Origin of the sequence: Microbispora sp. CA-135349 (assembly GCF_050947365.1) — a bacterium.
Lineage (GTDB): Bacteria > Actinomycetota > Actinomycetes > Streptosporangiales > Streptosporangiaceae > Microbispora.
In genome coordinates, this window is the sequence record NZ_CP192001.1 from 3926644 (window position 1) to 3944092 (window position 17449).

Annotated in this window: 17 protein-coding genes; 2 read left to right on the forward strand and 15 right to left on the reverse strand. The window is 72.1% G+C overall.

Features of this window, described 5'->3' with window-relative positions; genetic code table 11:
* Window positions 1-175 precede the first annotated feature (175 nt).
* The 7 genes from ACQPZZ_RS18235 to ACQPZZ_RS18265 all read right to left on the reverse strand — a co-directional run bounded on the left by ACQPZZ_RS18235 (window position 176) and on the right by ACQPZZ_RS18265 (window position 6674).
* Window positions 176-1108 carry an HNH endonuclease gene (locus ACQPZZ_RS18235; RefSeq protein WP_432933559.1) on the reverse strand — a complete coding sequence of 311 codons (933 nt, stop codon included), beginning with the start codon at window positions 1106-1108 and terminating at the stop codon, window positions 176-178.
* Window positions 1109-1165: 57 nt separating this feature from the next.
* Entirely contained in the window at window positions 1166-1684 is a 519-nt protein-coding gene (locus tag ACQPZZ_RS18240; RefSeq protein WP_432933561.1) for a hypothetical protein, read from the reverse strand.
* Window positions 1685-2557: 873 nt separating this feature from the next.
* Window positions 2558-2815 (reverse strand): hypothetical protein, encoded by a 258-nt coding sequence (locus tag ACQPZZ_RS18245; protein WP_432933563.1) that lies wholly within the window; start codon window positions 2813-2815, stop codon window positions 2558-2560.
* Window positions 2812-3111 (reverse strand): DUF6247 family protein, encoded by a 300-nt coding sequence (locus tag ACQPZZ_RS18250; protein ID WP_432933565.1) that lies wholly within the window; start codon window positions 3109-3111, stop codon window positions 2812-2814. Before ACQPZZ_RS18250 ends, ACQPZZ_RS18245 begins: the two co-directional genes overlap by 4 nt.
* A gap of 309 nt (window positions 3112-3420) precedes the next feature.
* The gene (locus ACQPZZ_RS18255; RefSeq protein ID WP_432933567.1) at window positions 3421-5013 is read right to left on the reverse strand and encodes a CocE/NonD family hydrolase; all 1593 of its coding nucleotides are present in this window, start codon (window positions 5011-5013) and stop codon (window positions 3421-3423) included.
* Window positions 5014-5046: 33 nt separating this feature from the next.
* A complete protein-coding gene (locus tag ACQPZZ_RS18260) occupies window positions 5047-5496 on the reverse strand; it encodes a DUF3237 domain-containing protein (protein ID WP_432933569.1) in 450 nt (149 codons plus the stop codon).
* Entirely contained in the window at window positions 5493-6674 is a 1182-nt protein-coding gene (locus tag ACQPZZ_RS18265; RefSeq protein ID WP_432933571.1) for a flavin-dependent oxidoreductase, read from the reverse strand. Before ACQPZZ_RS18265 ends, ACQPZZ_RS18260 begins: the two co-directional genes overlap by 4 nt.
* A gap of 81 nt (window positions 6675-6755) precedes the next feature.
* On the opposite strand from ACQPZZ_RS18265, the gene ACQPZZ_RS18270 reads away from it, so the two are divergent.
* Complete coding sequence (locus ACQPZZ_RS18270; RefSeq protein WP_432933573.1) at window positions 6756-7382, forward strand: MarR family winged helix-turn-helix transcriptional regulator; 627 nt, start codon at window positions 6756-6758, stop codon at window positions 7380-7382.
* 50 nt (window positions 7383-7432) lie between these two features.
* Here ACQPZZ_RS18270 and ACQPZZ_RS18275 read toward each other — a convergent pair whose 3' ends face one another.
* From ACQPZZ_RS18275 to ACQPZZ_RS18295, 5 genes are all read right to left on the reverse strand, one after another.
* The gene (locus ACQPZZ_RS18275) at window positions 7433-7855 is read right to left on the reverse strand and encodes a hypothetical protein (protein WP_363637362.1); all 423 of its coding nucleotides are present in this window, start codon (window positions 7853-7855) and stop codon (window positions 7433-7435) included.
* 256 nt (window positions 7856-8111) lie between these two features.
* On the reverse strand, window positions 8112-11075 hold the full coding sequence (locus tag ACQPZZ_RS18280; protein ID WP_432933576.1) for an FAD-binding and (Fe-S)-binding domain-containing protein: 2964 nt from the start codon (window positions 11073-11075) through the stop codon (window positions 8112-8114).
* Between the two features lie 40 nt (window positions 11076-11115).
* Window positions 11116-12129: a zinc-dependent alcohol dehydrogenase gene (locus tag ACQPZZ_RS18285; RefSeq protein WP_432933578.1), complete on the reverse strand. Its 1014-nt coding sequence runs from the start codon at window positions 12127-12129 to the stop codon at window positions 11116-11118.
* Between the two features lie 74 nt (window positions 12130-12203).
* The gene (locus tag ACQPZZ_RS18290) at window positions 12204-13097 is read right to left on the reverse strand and encodes an SMP-30/gluconolactonase/LRE family protein (RefSeq protein ID WP_432933580.1); all 894 of its coding nucleotides are present in this window, start codon (window positions 13095-13097) and stop codon (window positions 12204-12206) included.
* Between the two features lie 316 nt (window positions 13098-13413).
* On the reverse strand, window positions 13414-13980 hold the full coding sequence (locus tag ACQPZZ_RS18295; protein ID WP_432933582.1) for a TetR/AcrR family transcriptional regulator: 567 nt from the start codon (window positions 13978-13980) through the stop codon (window positions 13414-13416).
* Between the two features lie 122 nt (window positions 13981-14102).
* On the opposite strand from ACQPZZ_RS18295, the gene ACQPZZ_RS18300 reads away from it, so the two are divergent.
* Window positions 14103-15044 (forward strand): SDR family oxidoreductase, encoded by a 942-nt coding sequence (locus tag ACQPZZ_RS18300; protein ID WP_432933584.1) that lies wholly within the window; start codon window positions 14103-14105, stop codon window positions 15042-15044.
* A 111-nt stretch (window positions 15045-15155) separates the two neighbouring features.
* On the opposite strand, the gene ACQPZZ_RS18305 is transcribed toward ACQPZZ_RS18300, so the two are convergent.
* The 3 genes from ACQPZZ_RS18305 to ACQPZZ_RS18315 all read right to left on the reverse strand — a co-directional run bounded on the left by ACQPZZ_RS18305 (window position 15156) and on the right by ACQPZZ_RS18315 (window position 17414).
* Entirely contained in the window at window positions 15156-15842 is a 687-nt protein-coding gene (locus ACQPZZ_RS18305; RefSeq protein ID WP_432933586.1) for a 4'-phosphopantetheinyl transferase family protein, read from the reverse strand.
* A gap of 120 nt (window positions 15843-15962) precedes the next feature.
* Complete coding sequence (locus ACQPZZ_RS18310; protein WP_432933588.1) at window positions 15963-16937, reverse strand: TerC family protein; 975 nt, start codon at window positions 16935-16937, stop codon at window positions 15963-15965.
* Window positions 16938-17105: 168 nt separating this feature from the next.
* Window positions 17106-17414, reverse strand: a complete 309-nt coding sequence (locus ACQPZZ_RS18315) for a helix-turn-helix transcriptional regulator (protein ID WP_363637377.1) — start codon at window positions 17412-17414, stop codon at window positions 17106-17108.
* Window positions 17415-17449: the final 35 nt, after the last annotated feature.

Below are 17449 nucleotides of genomic sequence, written 5' to 3' on the forward strand. Positions count from 1 at the left end.
CCCGCTGGGCCGGGCGCCCAGGGGAGACCGCACGGCCTCTGATCACGACGGCGACAGCTCGTGATGACCAGGCTGCGCTGCTGGAGTCTGCCGGGCAGAGGGCTGCGCGTGATGTGCACCTCGTCCCCGCCGGCGATTCTATCGACGGGGGCCTTCGGAGCCCACCTCGTATGGCTTATGTACGAAGGAAGACCTGGTCGAGATGCCACTCGAGGGCTTCCCTGTGCGGGCGGTCCTTCGGACGGCCGGGGACGTTTATCTCCTGCCCGGCCCGGCGGTAGAACTCCTCGCCGTTGCCGAACTCCTCCCGCAGGCGTGGGCTGACCAGTAATCGATGCTTGGGATCGACGGCCAGATAGCCGCGGTCGAACAAGGTGTGCACGTCCGAGCGGAGCAGGAGGCCGTTGTCCAGCCGGTGCTCGCCACCTTTCGTGACTGGACGGATGTGCGCGGCCTGCAGAACCGGTCTGATCCGGTCGCCGGTGATTGCGCAACGCCGTTCGTACGCGTGCAGGACCACAGCCTGAAAGGCCCGCTGACCGAGCCTTCGCGGCGCCAGCCGAGGGTCGCCGAAGACGGGTCCGTGGCGGTGCCACGGTTCGGACAGGTCGACGTCTCCGCCTATCCCGGCGCGGTCGAGGAGGTCGTAGAAGTAGCCGGCGGCCGGGTGGGCGGCCAGGTCGTAGCTCTTGCCCTGGACGATGTTGGAGGCGAAGTCCGGTGGCGGCCCGGCGACGCGGTCCTCGGGATAGAAAAAGACGTCGCGGATGATGACGCAGCCGATGACCGGATCGTCGTCCGGTTCCATCAGCTGGCTGCGGTATTTGCCGACTTGCCGGCGCAGTTCCGCCAGGCTGAGTGTGCCGTTGCCCTCGCCGAAGAACTCCCAGGCTTCGGAGACTCGCAGGGGCGCGAACCCGCTGAAGAAGCCGCCGCTGACCACGCGGTTGTGCGGGTGGTGGGTCTTGAAGAAGAACGGCTCGCCGTGGTCGATCGCGCGGAACTCCCGACCGCTGGAGGGCCGCCAGAAGTTGACCTCGCTCAGGTCGGGACGCCCGGCCAGAAAGCGGTACCAGCCCCCATCAGTCACCCCGACGTACGCCTTCACAACGGCATTGTGCACGGACGTGATCAACTTAGCCAGAGCGCCGCAGCGTAGCGGGGATCAGGCGCGAGTAGGTGTTTGCCGCACGGGTCGAATCGAGGACAGGTATTCCGGGATGACCGAGGCGGGTTCGCGGGCGACGCCGCCGAGCTCGCGTTCGAGCAGGGCGGCGTCGGATGCGCTCAGCCCAAGCAGGGGACGCCGGAGGCGGATGGACCAGGACATGATGTCGGGGAAGGCATCCAGCCGTGGCACCAGGGGCGCCAGTTCGACCCCGGTGAGGTACGGCGTGAGCGACCGCAGGCCGATGTCGCACCCACGGGTGAAATCCCGGCCCGCTATCGTGACCGGCTTCTCGTAGGCGATCACCTGCGAGGTGACCTCGGCGATGCCGATGATCCTCGTCCGGTCACGGGTCGGGTTGTGCCAGCAGCCGCGGGTGGTCAGGACGAAGAGATCGTCCCCCGCCTTGAGCCGGTTCACCTCGCTGCGACTGGTCGGCGGGAAGGCCATCCTGGACTCGCGCAGCACCCACGCGACGGCCTCCCGCTCCCCGAGAATCAACAGGTATGCGGTCACGCTCGGCACGCTATCGAATGTCCGGCGCGAGGCCGTACGCCGTACCGGTTCGCAAGTGCCCTCAGCGAGGCTTCACCTGACCGCAGCTCGCGCACTTCGACGTGGGCAGCGAGCAGTACCCCTCGGCGAGCCGGTCGTGCAGCCACTGTGTCCGGAGTATGTGGTCGGCGTGTGCCGCATCCGGTACGCCACCATCCGCACTTGGTCCCAGTACTGGTAGCCGGTGTGAGCGGCTGCTGTGAACGACGGCGCGTCAGGGTGCTCCTGAAGGGCGATCCGGCCGAGCGGCGTGAGCTACCAGCGGCCCTGCGACTTGATCAGCCCGCCGCTCTTGCAGTCGAGGGCGAGCTCGGGGTGTGTTGCTCTCGACGCCGCCCGTCTTCCACTCGTCCTCCAGGCCGGGCAACCGGTTCCTGACCAGGGGCCACAGGCTGCGAGTCGCCACGCAGTCCGGATGCCCGGCCTGCACCCGAGCGGCGGTGAACAGCATCTTCCTGGTGAGCTCCGTCCGCGATGCCAGGCCAGTGGAGGTTCCTCTCGTTCAGATACTGGAACCGGGTGCCGCGGTTGGCGGTGGAACTACCCGCACCTCCGGCCGAACTCGGCCTCACCAATCCCTATCCGCACCTGTTTGACGTATGGACCCCGGCCGAGCGCGAGTGGGGGTGGACCATTCCGCCCGGCACCGAGCTGGCTGACTTTGCGAGGAGCGACCGACGATCATGAGGAAGCAGCCTGCGGCTGGGGCGGTCAGGGGCAAGGACCATCTCAGCGCATGGTGAGTGGGCGGGGCAGAGTCCAAGCTGATCGGTGCCCGATCCATTCGTCCGCAGGTGACGGCCTCGGCGCTGGCCTGGGGGGCGGCGCCCGAGGTCAGCCGATCCAGAGGATGTCGATGATCCGCAATGACTGGGTGGCCTCATCGAGGATGAACGTAATCATCCCCTGGCCGTCGTTTCCGAAGAAGGCCTGTCTCACCACCGACTGTCCGGGACGCTCCGCGACTGCGTCCCATGGATCGCGGAGAAGTTCGATGAGCCGTTCCAGCAGTGCGCCATCTCGTACTTCCTGGGGGAGACCGTTCAGCTCATATAGGGCGCGTCCATGGAAACCGTCGAACTTGTAGCTCACACCCGGCCTTCCCACTCCGGAGGGGTGTAGCGAGCGAACATCTCGGCTCGCTGCTGGAGCGCGTCCTGGACGGCCTCCTCGTAACCCGGGCGAGCGTAAGCGATTGCTCGCAGTCGCCACTGACGCAGCAGCGTCTGCACCTGCTTGAAGCGGGCCAAGTCGTGGGCGGCGTCCAATGCCTCCTCGTACTCCGCCCGGAACTGGCCACGGTGCGACGGCGGAAGCGCCTCGAAGATCGCGGCCGGGTCCTCGCCGGGATCATGACGTCCAGAAGATTCCAGAGGCTGAGCGGTCATACCGACCAATCTATCTGCCGTACGTGGGAAGCCTGTCGATGTTGCTCACAACGTCAGCAGCAGGTAAGGGCGACCCGCAGGTGAGCTCCCGTCCGCTCATCACCCAGGAGCGGGCTGGTCCGGTCTCGTGGCACGGCAAGCCCAGCTCGTTCCTGCCGTCCGCTGGTGAGCGGTCGGCCCGGCGGAACGGACCTTCCAGCGGCCGGACGTGGCCGAGGCGTGCATCTCCTACCGGACGGATGACGGGGTCGCCCGCCACTACTGGAGGGACGGCCGGGAGGCCGACTCCGGGGAGGACCGGCGACCGCGTCAGCGGGGGACGATCGGCAGTGTGATGTACGAGTCGGGGAAGACCTTCTGGTGCTGGACGACCAGGTCGGCCTCGGTCGCGTGGGGACGGCCGGTGCCGGGGTTGCGGTCGAAGCGCGGGAAGTTGGAGCTGGAGATCTCCACCCGGATGCGGTGGCCGGCCTTGAAGACCTGGCTGGTGGCGACCAGATCGATGAGGAACGTCCCGGAGGGCTCGAGAACGCGCACGATGCCGTCGATCACGCTCATCGCCCGTCCGTCCGGATACACGTCGACCAGCTTGGCCGTCCAGTCGGTCGAGGCGGCCGAGGTCTCCGCGTGCAGGGCCACCGTCACCGGGCCCGTCACCTCGACGTCGGCGGCGAGGACGTCGGTCGAGTAGCAGAGCACGTCGGGCCGCCGCTCCACGTCGCGCTGGTCCTGCGGGCCGACATTGGTGAGGTCGGGCAGCAGAGTCGGCCCGCCGGCCGTGGGCGCCGGGTCGCGCGGGTCGAAGGTGAAGGTCGCCGGCTCCCGCACGGAGGGCGGCTCGGGGGAGAGCAGGCCGCCGGTGTGCAGAAAGTAAGGGGTCTCGACCGCGCGCCCCAGCGGCCAGGCTTCCTCGTCCCGCCAGACGTCGTCCCCCATCACGAAGATCTTCACGGCGGGGCCGGTGTCCTCGCCCTTCAGGAACGCGAGCTCCCGCTGCTCCAGCTGGATCGCCTGCGCGGAGGCGGCGCTCCCGAAGAACAGCCGCCCGGTGCCCGCGGCGCCCGGTGCGAGATGGGACCAGGGACCGATCACCAGAGGGCCGCCCAGACGACGATGGTTCTCCAGCGTCCCGCCGAGGAACAGGTCGAACCAGCCCGCCACGTGCATGACCGGCACCTCGACGCGGTCGTGCCGCAGGGTCTCGGCCAGGTCCTCCCAGTAGGCGTCGCGCTCCACGTGCGAGGTCCAGTCGCGCCACCAGGGGATCCCCGGGATGTCGCCCACCGGCAGGGTCCGCGCCGCGGCGTCCTGGTCGCCGAGAACGGGAAGAACCGTGGCGAGCCCCTCGCCGGTGTCCTCGCCCGCCTCGGCGGCGTGCAGCAGCCCGAGCATCGTTTGGAAGGCGCCCCAGTTCAGGGCCGATCCCAGCGCGAAGGCCCCGCCGTGATACTTGAGGCCGTCGTGGAAGTCGTGCGGCGTCATCGCGGCGACCACGGCCTTCAGCCCGGGCGGGCGCGTCGCCGCCGCCTGCAGCGCGCACCCGGCGAGGTAGGACATGCCGCTCATCACGACCTCGCCGTTCGACCACGGCTGCGAGGTGATCCAGGCGATCGTGTCGTGGCCGTCGGCGCCCTCGTCCGCCCACGGCCGGAACTCGCCGTCGCTGCTCCCGCGCCCACGGCAGTGCTGGAGCACCATTGCGAACCCGGCCCGCAGTGCGGGCGTCACCGGCTCCGTCCGGAACGAGTCCTCGCCGTACGGCGTGCGCACGAGCAGGGTGGGGAAGGGACCACCCTCCGCCGGACGGTGGACGGTGCCGCGCAGGACGGTGCCGTCCCGCATCGGCATCGGAGCGTCGTGCTCGACGGTGACCTGGAGCGGCGAGCGGTCGAGCTTCGGCATGAGGCTCCTCGGGTCGGGTCGGGTCGGGTCGGGTCAGGTCAGGGCGTAGGCGTCGTAGCTTACGACGGTGGCCTTGCGGGCGGCCGAGGCCACGGCGAGGGTGCGGTTGAGCCACAGATACCGGTCGTCGCCCGTCTCGAAGCGGCAGTGCAGGCGGAAGTAGTACTCCGACGGGTCCACGTCCTCGCCCCGTGCGAGGCGGCCGAGCACCTCGGGGGAGCCGTGCCGCACGCCGCTGGTGGTGATGTAGACGTGCGCGCCGTCGTGGGTGCGCAGCGTGTAACGGGTGTCGACGCTGATCATGCCGTCGGCGTGCACGACCTGCCAGTCGGCCCCGCCGGGCAGCACGGTGCCCGACATGCGAGGGCCGTCGAACGTGCCGCCGACGATGTTGATCACGCGGCGGTGGCCCCACTGCGAGTCGCCGAGATCGAGGACGGGGTCGAGCTCCACGTGGAAGGTGGCGAGCGGTTCCAGGTTCACGAGACGGCGCTCCGATCGATGCTCCAGGAGGGGCGTTCGCTGAGCGAGGCGGGATCGAAGCCCGCTGTGCGCTTGTAGGAGGCGGCGATCTCCGCCCGTTCCGCGTGGGGGATGACCTGCTCGATGTCGTCGAACCCGCCGGGCGCGCGCTCGTGGGCGAGCTTCATGACGACCTCCGGGCCCATCTCCCGGTTGGACAGCTGCAGCGCCGTCGTGGCCGGGCGGCGCATCTCCTCGTACGCCGCGAGGTCGCCGCGGGCGAGGGCGTACGCCAGCACCCGGGCGTCGATGATCGCCTGGGAGGCGCCGTTGGAGCCGATCGGATACATGGCGTGCGCCGCGTCGCCGAGCAGTGTGACGCCGTCGAAGGTCCAGCGGGGCAGGGGATCGCGGTCGACCATCGGGTACTCGTACGCGGTCTCGGCCCCGGCGATGATCCCCGGCACGTCGAGCCAGTCGAAGCGCCAGTCGGCGAAGTGCCTGCCGATCTCGGCCAGGTCGGCCGGGCGGTTCCAGTTCCCCCGGTCCGGGGCCTCGCCGTCCAGCGGCCGCTCCGCGATCCAGTTGATCAGCGTGCGCTCACCGGTCTCGATTGGATAGGCGACGAACTTCTGCGTGCCGTCCCCGGCCATGATCATGGATCGGCCGGTCAGGAACGGCTCGCCGTAGGTGACGCCCCGCCACAGGACCAGGCCGTTCCACGGCGGCGGGCCCTCGCCGGGGTAGAGATGGGCGCGCACGGCCGAGTGGATGCCGTCCGCGCCGATCAGCATGTCCTCGTCGCCGGGACCGGTGATCCTGCTCCCGCTCCGTACGGCGTCCGGGCCCAGCCGCTCGGTCACCGCCTCCAGCAGGAGCATCTGCAGCGTCCCGCGATGGACGGAGTACTGCGGCCAGGCGTAGCCGGCGGCCACCCCCCGGGGCTCGGACCAGATCGGCGTGCCATACCGGTTGAAGTAGGCCAGCTCGGCCGTGGCCACGCCGATCTCCGCCAGCCGGTCGGCCAGCCCCAGCTCGGTCAGCTCCCGTACGGCGTGGGGGAGGAGGTTGATCCCGACGCCCAGCGGCCGGATCTCGGGGGCGGCCTCGTGCACGGTCACGTCTTCGAAGCCGGCCGCGTGCAGGCTGAGCGCGGCGGTCAGCCCGCCGATGCCCGCTCCGGCGATGACGATGCGCACGCGCGCCTCCGGAAAAGAGAGAGGGTTGTTATGACCGTAACAATATTCACGACGCCCCTGTGACTGCGCAAGACTTGACCGGTGAACAGGGATAGCGACATCCGGCCTGACCTCGGCGGGGACGGCCGCGGCGACAGCGCGGAGCGTCGTGCCGGGCGTGGGGAGGCCCCCGGTGGGCGATCGGACCCGGCCCCGGGCGCCGCCTCCCTGCCGCCGGATCTGCGGTACGCCGCGTACGCGCGCGAGCGGCTGACGGCCATGTCGCCTCCGGCCGACGCCGAGGCGTTCGCGCTGGCCTATCACCTGCTGCAGCTCGCCTACCTGCTGGTGACCGACCTGGAGACCCGCGTCCACCGCCCGCGCGGCCTGACGCTGCCCGGATTCCGGCTGATGTTCAAGCTCTGGTTGCTCGGTCCCACCCAGCCCGTCCGGCTGGCCGAGATCTCCGCCATGTCGCGGTCCGCGGTGACCAACGCCGTCAACACCCTGGAACGCGGCGGCCTGGTCGAGCGCAGCCGGGTGCCGGAGGACGGCCGTGCGGTGGTGATCGCGCTGACCGAGGCGGGGGAGGCGGCCGTGCGCGAGGCCTTCGCCGATCAGGCCGTCAGGGAGCGGGAGTGGTTCGCCTGTCTCGGCGCCGCCGAGCGCGAGCAGATGACGGCCCTGCTGTCCCGCATCCTCCGCGCCCGCCCGGCGGACCTTTCGTAGTCGCGCCGGGACGAGCCGGGGCGGTTGACTACGCGTGAGGACCTCGCGGGTCAGTCGCGCCGCCGGCTCGCGGCGTCGGCGAGCAGCCCGAGCCCGACGCCCAGCAGCCACATGTCCTTGCTGACGCCGATGCCGGCCTGGCTCGGCCAGATGCTGCGGGGCTTGTGCAGCGCGGGCGTCCGCAGGTAGAGCGCGACCAGGCTGCCGGAGAACCCGGTGAGCGCGGCCCCGGCGACCGCGGCCGGCACGAACGGCGCCAGGAGCGCCACACCTGTCGCGATCTCGGCAGCGGACAGCAGCTTGAGGAAACGGCGGGGCGGGACGGACTTCAGAAACGGGAAGGCGCCGACGGCCATGCCGTGGAGACCGGCGGCCTGCTCGTCGCCGCCGTTCCACTTCTCCACACCGGAGTGCAGGATGTAGGCGCCCGTGGCGACGCGGCCCGGCACCTCCCGTGCCTTCATGAACTTCATCGGCGACTCCTGTCCGTGTCGGTCCGTGCCGTCCGGCCTGCGACGATACTCGCCCGGCGGGTGGAACCGGCGACCGGGGCCGTACGAGCGAGCACGGCGTCCTGCCGGAGCCGACCGGCACTGCCGCGGTCGGGTCGCCCCACCCCAGTCCGCAGGCCCTGGCCTTCGCCGGGGCGACCCCCTTCGCGCGCACGCGTCCAGTGGGCCGTCGACATCCCGCAGGTCAGCCGCGGCGTCCCTCAGGGCGGTGACGGCGTCAGGCGGTGACCTGGTCGAGCAGTTCGAGCAGGTGGTGATAGGTCTTCCCGGTGGCGCGGGTCATGCCGATCTCGCACGTGCGGTTGACCGACGCGTGCGCGGCGAAACCGCCGCCGGCCACCGACGCGGCTTCGGCGCGGGTGGCGGAGGCCGTCAGCTCCGGGTGCAGCATGCCCCGGTCGCCGGCGAACGCGCAGCACTGCCAGCCGTCGGGGACGACGACCTTCTCGGCGACCGCCTCGGCGATCGCCGCGATGGCGGCGTCGAGGCCGAGGCGGACCGAGGAGCAGGTCGGATGCAGGGCGAGCGAGGCCAGCCTGCGGCCTTCTGGCGGTGCGGGCAGCCTCGGCAGGACGTGCTCGGCCACGAAGGTCACGGCGTCGAGCACCCGCACGACGGGGGACGCCGCGCCGGGCGCACTCCCCACGCCTCCCGCGCCGGGCGCCTCAGCCACGCCCGCGCCGGGGGGCTCATACCCGCCCGCGCCGGGTGCGTCAGCCACGCCCGCGCCGGGCGCCTTGTTCACGTCCGTGGCGGGCGGCCCGGGCACGCCCGCGGCTGCGAGCCGTTCGAAGCCTTCCGTACAGGAGGCGGCGTCGCTGATCACCGGAAGCCGGCCGCCGTCGGTCGCCGTCAGGAGCGTCTCCCGCACCCGGCGGCGCATCACCTCGTATCCCTCGCCGAAGCCCTTGGAGGACCACGGCGTGCCGCAGCACAGGCTCCCGACGCCCTCCGGCACGTGCAGCCGCAGGCCGGCCCGCTCGGCGAGCCGCCACACCGCGGACATCACCCCGGGTCCGCCGCCGGCGGGAGCGAACATGGTGTTCAGGCACGACGGCACGTAGACCGCGTCGGCCTCGTCGTGCGGCGCCGCGCGCCGGGGGGTGCCGCCGCGCGGCAGGTCGCGGCTCCACTGGGGGACCGTGTCGGGGTCGCCGGCCGCGCGGGCCGCCCGGCTCGCCCCCTCGACGAGCCCGGCCGGGGCCGCGGCGGCGGCGTCCATCGCGAGGTCCATGGCACGGGTGACCGCGTCCCAGTGCCTGGCGGCGGTCTTCCACCCCGCTCGCGCCGCACGCCCGTGACGCTCGGCGCGCAGGCGCTTGGTGAGGTCGCCGGTGTTGATCAGCACGGGGCAGGCGGTGGCGCACATGCCGTCCACGGCGCAGGTGTCGACGGCGTCGTAGCCGTACTCCTCCTCCAACCGCCGTGCGAGCGCGTCGTCGCCCGCCGCCCGGGCCGCGGCGATCTCGCGGCGCAGCACGATCCGCTGGCGGGGGGTGGTGGTGAGGTCGCGGCTCGGGCACACCGGCTCGCAGTAGCCGCACTCCACGCACCGGTCGACCTCCGGCTCGACGCTGACCACCGTCTTCAGGTCGCGCAGGTGCGCCCGCGGGTCGTCGGTGAGCACGACCCCGGGGTTGAGGGTGCCCGTGGGGTCGCACAGCCGCTTGACCTCCCGCATGACCTCGTAGAGCTCGTCGCCGTACTGGCGGCGCACGAAGGGGGCCATGACCCGTCCGGTGCCGTGCTCCGCCTTGAGCGTGCCGCCGCGGTCGAGCACGGCGTCGACCATCTCCTCGGTGAACTCGGCGTAGCGGCCGAGGCCGGTGCCGAAACGCTCGTTCAGCATGAAGTGCAGGTTGCCGTCCTTGGCGTGGCCGAAGATCACGCTGCGTTCGTACCTGTGCTTCGCGAACAGCTCCGCCAGGTCGTCGCAGAGATCGGCCAGGGCGGGCACCGGGACGGCCACGTCCTCCAGCAGGGCCGTCGTGCCGCTGGGCCGGGCGCCCGCGACCGCGGCGTACAGGTTCTTGCGGATGCGCCACAGGGCCGCCCGGCCGGCCGTGTCCCCGCTCAGCCGCGCCGGGGCGGCGAGGTTAAGGCGGGCGAAAACCCGTCCGGCCTCCCGCTCGCGGGCGGCGAGCGGTTCGGGGCCGGACTCCTGCCACTCCACCAGCAGCGCCGCGTGGTCGCGCACCTCCAGGGTGCGCAGGACGTCGTCGGCGTACGGGTCGGTCCCGGCCACCCGCAGCGATTCCGCGTCGAGCAGTTCGACGGCGGCGGGCGCCGCGGCGACGATCTCCGGCACGGCCGCCATCGCCTCCCGCAGTGTCGGGAAGACCACCAGGCCGGTCGCGGCGAGGCGGTGCGCCGGCACCGTCCGCACGACGGCCTCGGCGACGAAGCCGAGGGTGCCCTCGCTGCCCACGACGAGGTGGGCGAGGATCTGCGCGGGCGAGTCGTGGTCGAGGAAGCTGTTGAGGCCGTAGCCCATGGTGTTCTTGAGGGAGAACTGCGCCTTGATCCGGCGCACGGAGCCGGGGTTGCCGCGAATCCGGTCACGCAGCCGTTCCAGGCCCTCGGCCAGGGCGGGTTCGAGGGCGCGCAGGCGCGCGTCGGCGTCCGGCGCGCCGGTGTCGACGACGGTCCCGCTGGGCAGCACGAGGACCATCGACTCCAGCGTCTGGTAGGTGTTGGCGTGAGTGCCGCAGGTCATGCCGCTGGAGTTGTTGGCCACGACCCCGCCGATCGTGCACGCCGACTCACTGGCCGGGTCGGGACCCAGCTTGCGGCCGTACGCGGCGAGCCGGGCGTTGACCTGACGCAGCACGGCCCCGGGCTGCACCCGGACCCGGGCGCCGCCGTCGAGTACCTCGATGCCCCTGAAGTGCCTGCGGGTGTCGACGAGCAGGTGCTCGCTCACGCCCTGCCCGCTCAGGCTGGTGCCGCCGGACCTGAAGGTCAGCGGCAGCCCCGTCCGCATCAGCGCCGCCACCTGCGCGGCGCTTTCCGGCACCACGACGGCCTGCGGAGTCAGCAGGTAATGCGAGGCGTCGTGCGCCATGCCGAGCCGGTCACTGGCCCGCGCACGGGTGATCCCCGGGACGGCGGCCTCCACCGCCGCGAGCACAGCGGGGTCGGACGGCCCGGGCCGTCGCGGTTCGGCGTGGATAAGGCTCATGATCTCAACGCTTCCGTCCGGAGGCGCCGATGCGCCCCCTCTATCGCCGGGGATCAATGTGGATCTTCGGGCCCGGGCCCGCACCGGCCGGGCGGCGCCCCGCCAGCACGCCGGCGGCGTCGTCCAGGCCCACGGTGGCGGCCACGAGCGGGCGGGCGTCGACCGATCCGTCCGCGTACGCCTCGATGGTCCCGGCCAGACCGGCCGAGCCACTGAGCACGCCCACGGCGGTGACGTCCCGGAACGCGAGGTCGCGGGTGTCGATGCGGCTGGGGGACCCCGCGAGACCGATATAGACTACCCGGCCACCGGGCCTGACCAGGTCGATCGCGAGCGCCGGGAGGTCCGCCGCGTTGGACGCGTCGACCACGGCGTTCCACGGCAGGGACGGCAGTGACGCGCGGGTCCAGACGCCGGTGAAGCCGAGGTCGCGGGCCAGCCGCAGTGTGGGCTCGTCGCGGCCCAGCAGGTGCACCTCGGCGCCGCGCGCCCGCGCGAGCAGCGCGACGAGCAGGCCGATCGTGCCCGTGCCCAGGACCAGCAGCCGGTCGCCGGGGCCTGCGGCGGCGCCGCGCACCGCGCGCAGGGCGTTGCCGCCGGGTTCGACGAGCGCGCCCATCGTCGCGTCGATCGTCTCCGGCAGCGCGTGCAGGGCCCACGCCGGTACGGCCAGCCGCTCGGCCAGCGCCCCGGGAAAGCCCTTGCGGATGCCGATCTCGGCCCGGTCGGGGCAGACGTGGTGGAGGCCGTCGCCGCACAGGCGGCAGCGGCGGCAGCCGAGCTGTGTGTCGGCGGTGACGCGGCGGCCCAGCCAGCCGGGGTCGACGCCCTCGCCGAGCGCCGTGACGACGCCGCACCACTCGTGGCCGGGGCGCAGCGGGTACCAGGCGTGACCGGAGTGCAGGTAGCTCATCTCGCCGGTGAACAGCTCCACGTCGGTGCCGCAGACGCCGACCCGTTCGACGTCCACGACCACCTGCCCGGGCGCGGCGACCGGCGGCTCGACGTCCCCGGCCTCGGCCCTGCCGGGGCCGGTGATGACCAATGCGCGCACCCGCCCGCCCTACCGCGAGACGGGAACGACGGGAACGACGGGCACGACTGTTTCTCCTCGGGAGTGAGCGGAGCTCATGGGCGCGATGGCGCCCAATAGGGCGTCGCCACGCCGCGGACGCCCACTTCGGCGGTGAACAGGTGACCCGATCCCGGGTGTTCGGCCAGGTCGCGAGCCGACAGCTCGTTGGTCGAGGTGGTGATGACGAGGACGTCGAGATCCGGTCCCGCGAAGGCGGGGCAGGTGACGTTGGGCGCGCCGACCTCGACGACGGCGAGCAGGTGCCCGCCGGGGTCGCGGCACTCGACCCTGCCGCCGCCGAAGACGGCGATCCACAGGTTGCCCTCGGAGTCGGCGCACATCCCGTCGGGCATGCCGTCGGCGAGCCTGAACAGCTCCCGCCGCGGCCCGGTCCGCCCGGTGGCGGCGTCGTAGTCGCGCTCCCACACCACGTGCGGAGTGCTGTCGATGCTGTACAGGCGGTCGCCGGCGGGACTCCAGGCCAGGCCGTTGGAAAGGGTCAGGTCCTCGTCGATGCGGACGCAGGTGGTGCCGTCGAGCCGGGCCAGGACCTCCTGGCCCTCCCGGTCGTCCAGCGCCATGCTGCCGATCAGGAAACGCCCGGCCGGGTCCACGGCGCCGTCGTTGAGCCTGCTCCGTACGCCGGGGGGCAGCACCCGGGCGATCTCGGTGCGGCGGCCGGCGGTGTCGACCCGGGTGAGGACCTCGCGCTCGGCGACGACGAACTCGCCGTCGGCCGAGACCGCGACCGCGCCCACGGTGCCGCCGAAGGTGTGCGCGGTGGTGGCGGTGACGGCGCCGGTCACGGGGTCGAGCCGTCCCTCGTGCACCGCGCCCGCGTCGATGTCCACCCACAGCAGGCGTTCCCTGAGGGGGTCCCACACGGGCCCCTCGGCGAGGGCGTACACCTCGCCACAGGCCTGGGTGGCGGTGAACCGCCTGGTCATGAGACCTCCTTGCCGCCGGCTGCCGTACGGGCGGACGGCGGGTCCCCCGGAACCGCCCGCGGCGGAGCGAGCGGAACTGCGGTCATGTCCCGGATACTAGAGCCGATATCGGGCGGGAGAAAAGGGATTCGCCGGGACCTTCCGGAATGGCGGGCCGGCCCCGAAAGGTCTTTGCCTGTCGGAGATCGGGCTCCGGCGCCCCGCCGGGCCGGCGACCGGTCGTCTCCCGTCGCCGCTCCGCGACCGGCCGCGACCGGCCGTGATCGGCCGTGATCGGCCGTGATCGGCCGTGATCGGCCGTGATCGGCCGAGACGGTCACCTGCCCGCGGTCACGGCCTTCAGCTCGTCGAACGACTCCCGGATGAGCTGTGACAGGTCAGGCTCGCCGGGGCCGTCGGCCCAGCGCTCGAACGCGACCTTGAACACGGCGACCCCGGCCTCGGCGGCCAGGCTCGCGGCCGGATCCGCGACGCCGCGCCGACGCAGCGCGTCGGCGACGGCCGCGGACAGCGACGCGAGCTTGATCAGTTCGCGCTCCCGCAGCTCGGCGTTGGCGGTGATGACGGCCTGCCGCCGCAAGGAGCGCTCGCGGCCTTCCCGGAACAGGACGCCGACACTCTCCAAGGCCGCCGCTACCGCGTCGATCGGCGCCGCGGAGTCAGGGGCGCCGGCGACCGAGTTCACGAGGTGCTCCCGCAGCGCGTCCGAGCCGGAGAACAGCACCTCGCGTTTGTCGGCGAAGTGCCGGAAGAACGTGCGCTCGGTCAGCCCGGCCCGCGTGGCGATCTCCGCCACCGTGGTCTGCTCGTAGCCGCGCTCGACGTAGAGCTCCAGCGCCGCCTCCGCGAGACGGCCGCGCGCGTTCGGCTCCCATCGACCCATGCTCGGGATCCTACCCTGATGACAGTCGCTGACATCGGTGCTAGGTTGATGACAGTCACTGACATGGCCCTCCTCCGGGTGGTTATCCGGCGTGGAGGGCGACCGACCGTTTGGAGTACGTCATGCGCGTGTTCGTCACCGGCGCGTCCGGCTGGATCGGTTCCGCCGTCGTCCCCGAGCTGATCGGCGCGGGTCACGAGGTCGTCGGGCTGGCGCGGTCCGACGCCTCGGCCGCCGCCCTCACCGAGGCCGGGGCGCAGGTGTGCCGCGGCACCATCGACGACCTCGACACCCTGCGGAACGCGGCCGCCGCGTCGGACGGAGTGATCCACCTCGCGTTCAAGCACGACATCGCCTTCACCGGCGACTTCCGGGGCGCCGCCGAGGCGGATCGCCGCGCCGTCGAGACGTTCGGCGATGCGCTCGCGGGCACCGATCGCCCGTTCGTCCTCGCCTCCGGGCTCCTCGGGCTCCTCGGGCTCGCGCCGGGACGGGTGGCGACCGAACGGGACGGGCGTGGTTCCGGCTCCGACGCGGCGCACGACGACGGCCCGCGGGCCCGGCACGCCACCGCGCTCAGGGCCCTCGACCTCGCCTCCCACGGGGTCCGCTCGTCGGTGCTGCGCCTGCCCCCGACCGTGTACGGCGAGGGCGACCACGGCTTCATGGCGGCCCTGGTCGGCATCGCCCGCGACAGGGGCGTCTCCGGCTACGTCGGCGACGGATCCAATCGCTGGCCGGCGGTTCACCGGCTCGACGCCGCGCGTCTGTTCCGCCTCGCGCTGGAGGAGGCCCCGGCGGGATCGGTGCTGCACGCGGTCGCCGACGAGGGCGTGCCGATCAGCGCCGTCGCCGAGGTGATCGGCCGCCACCTCGGCCTGCCGGTGGTATCGATCTCCCCCGAGGAGGCAGGCGAGCACTTCTCCTGGCTGGGCGGCATGGTCGGGCTCGACGCCCCGGCGTCGAGCGCACTCACCCGCGAGCTGCTGGGATGGCAGCCGACTCAGCCGGGGCTGCTCGACGATCTCGGCAAGGGCCACTATTTCCGCCGCCCGTCCGCGTGACGCGGCCGCACCGCTCACCTCCTGCCGGCCCGCCCGCCTCCGCGGTTTCCCGGGGGCGGGGGACTCAGGAGTGGAGTTCTCTCGGGTCGGGTTTCTCGGGCGGGGGGTTTCTCAGGGGCGGGGGAGGGCGACCGACGTGGCGATGTGCCCGTCGCGCACCAGCCACCGCCCGGACAGGGTGTGCGTTCCCATGGCGGGGTCGGCGACCAGCAGCCTCGCCCGGAATGTGCCCGAGGGGTCGATGTCGACGACCGCCTCGGAGAAGTCGAGCCAGCGGCCGGTCAGCGGGAACCACACCTTGTAGATCGACTCCTTGGCGCTGAACAGGATCCTGTCCCAGCAGACCGCACCGTCCGCGCCCACGGCGTCCGTGCCCTCCGCGTCGGCCCCGTCCGCGCGGCCCAGTGCCTCGAGGGCGGCGATCTCCTCGGGGGAGGCGATCATGGAGAGGACCGCCTCCGGGAGGGGCTCGTGCGTCTCGGCGTCGATGCCGACGGCGCGCGCGACCTCGGCGGAGGCGACGGCCGCCGCGCGGTATCCCGGGCAGTGCGTGATGCTGCCGACCGTGCCCGCCGGCCAGACGGGCGCGCCCCGCTCGCCGCGCGGGATCGGCCCCGGCGTCACGCCGATGCGGGCCAGCGCGAGCCGGGCGCAGTGGCGTCCGGTGACGAACTCACGCCGCCGCCGGTCGACCGCCCGCGCGATGAGCGGTCTCTCCTCCGGAAACAGCGTCTCCTCCGGCACGTCGCCGAAACTCTCGGCCGACGCCACCCACGGAGGCAGGATGTCACTGATCATCGGGCGTCGTACGTCTGTCTCGGCGCGGCGGTCATGTGGGGAGAGTACAGATCCCCGGGCCGCGGCGGAAGATCGTTTCGCGGCGGTCGTACGCCTCCGTGGGTTCCGCCGGGGGGCGGGTTACCGGTGCTCCCCGGCGGCCAGGTGCCTGCCTTTCCGCTCCTCGCGGCGGTTCCTGTACTCGCTCGCGCCCACGGCGATCGCGAGGCAGGCGCAGATGACCATGAGCGACAGCCATACGGGGATCTTGTAGACGTCCGCCAGGAGCATCTTCGCGCCGACGAACACGAGGATCGCCGCCAGGCCGTACCGCAGGTAACCGAACCGGTGCATCGCCCCCGCGAGCAGGAAGTACATCGCCCGCAGCCCCAGGATCGCGAACGCGTTGGAGGTGAAGACGAGGAACGGCTCGGAGGTGACCGCGAAGATCGCCGGGATCGAGTCGACGGCGAAGACGATGTCGCTGGTCTCCACCGCCACCAGGACGGCCAGCAGCGGCGTCGCGGCCCACCGGCCGCGCCCGTCCCGCCCGTCCCGCCCGTCCCGCCGTACGAGGAACCGCTGGCCCTGATAGGAGTCGGTGACGGGGATGAGCCGGCGCATCGCGCGCAGCACCGGGTTGCGGCCGGGGTGCACCTCGATCGCCGAATGCCTGGCCATCTTCACGCCGGTGTAGAGCAGGAACGCGCCGAAGACGTACAGGATCCAGTGGAAGCGGTCGAGCAGGACGGCGCCCGCGCCGATGAACGCCGCGCGGAAGACCAGCGCGCCGAGCACGCCGAAGAACAGCACGCGATGCTGCAGTTCGCGGGGGACCGCGAAGAACGAGAACAGCAGCGCGATCACGAAGACGTTGTCGACCGCCAGGGACTTCTCGATGAGGTAACCGGCCAGGTACTCCCCGCCCGCCTCCGGTCCCCATGCCAGCCAGACCACGGCACCGAAGCCGAGGCCCAGCGCGATCCACAGCCCGGACCAGGTCAGGGCCTCGCGGGTGCCCACCACGTGGGCCCGGCGGTGAGCGAACAGGTCCACGGCCAGCATGGCCAGGATGACCGCCAGAACCGCGGCCCAGACCCACAGGGGCACCGACATCGTCAACCTCCATCACCGCCGCGTACGGCGGGCTCGGCAGGCCGACGGTCTCCCCGTGCCACCGCCAGCGGTGACCCTCGCGCCGGGACGCCCTGCGGAGGCGGCCGTGATGACGACGCTGAGGAAGCCGGGTACTCCCCCTCGAACTGTGTTCAAGTATTCACGAAATCAGCTTCGTGTGTCAACCGGCGCTCCGAAGAGCTCGAGAAACTCGCCGATGTGCCGGTGCCGCTCGATCGGGTGGCGGAACGGCGCGAGAGGGTTGATCGTGTAGTGGTTGCGCCGCCCCACGCGCTCACGGCGCAGGTAGCCGGCCGCCTCCAGGTCGGACACGATCGCCTGGGCCGCCCGCTCGGTGATGCCGACCGACTCCGCGACCTCCCGCAGCCGCGCGTCGGGATCGCGGGAGAGCGCGAGCAGGACGTGCGCGTGGTTGGTGAGGAACGTCCAGCCGCCTGCGGGGGAGGAGGTGCTCATACCTCATTATGCGATGGCGGATTCGCGAAACCGAG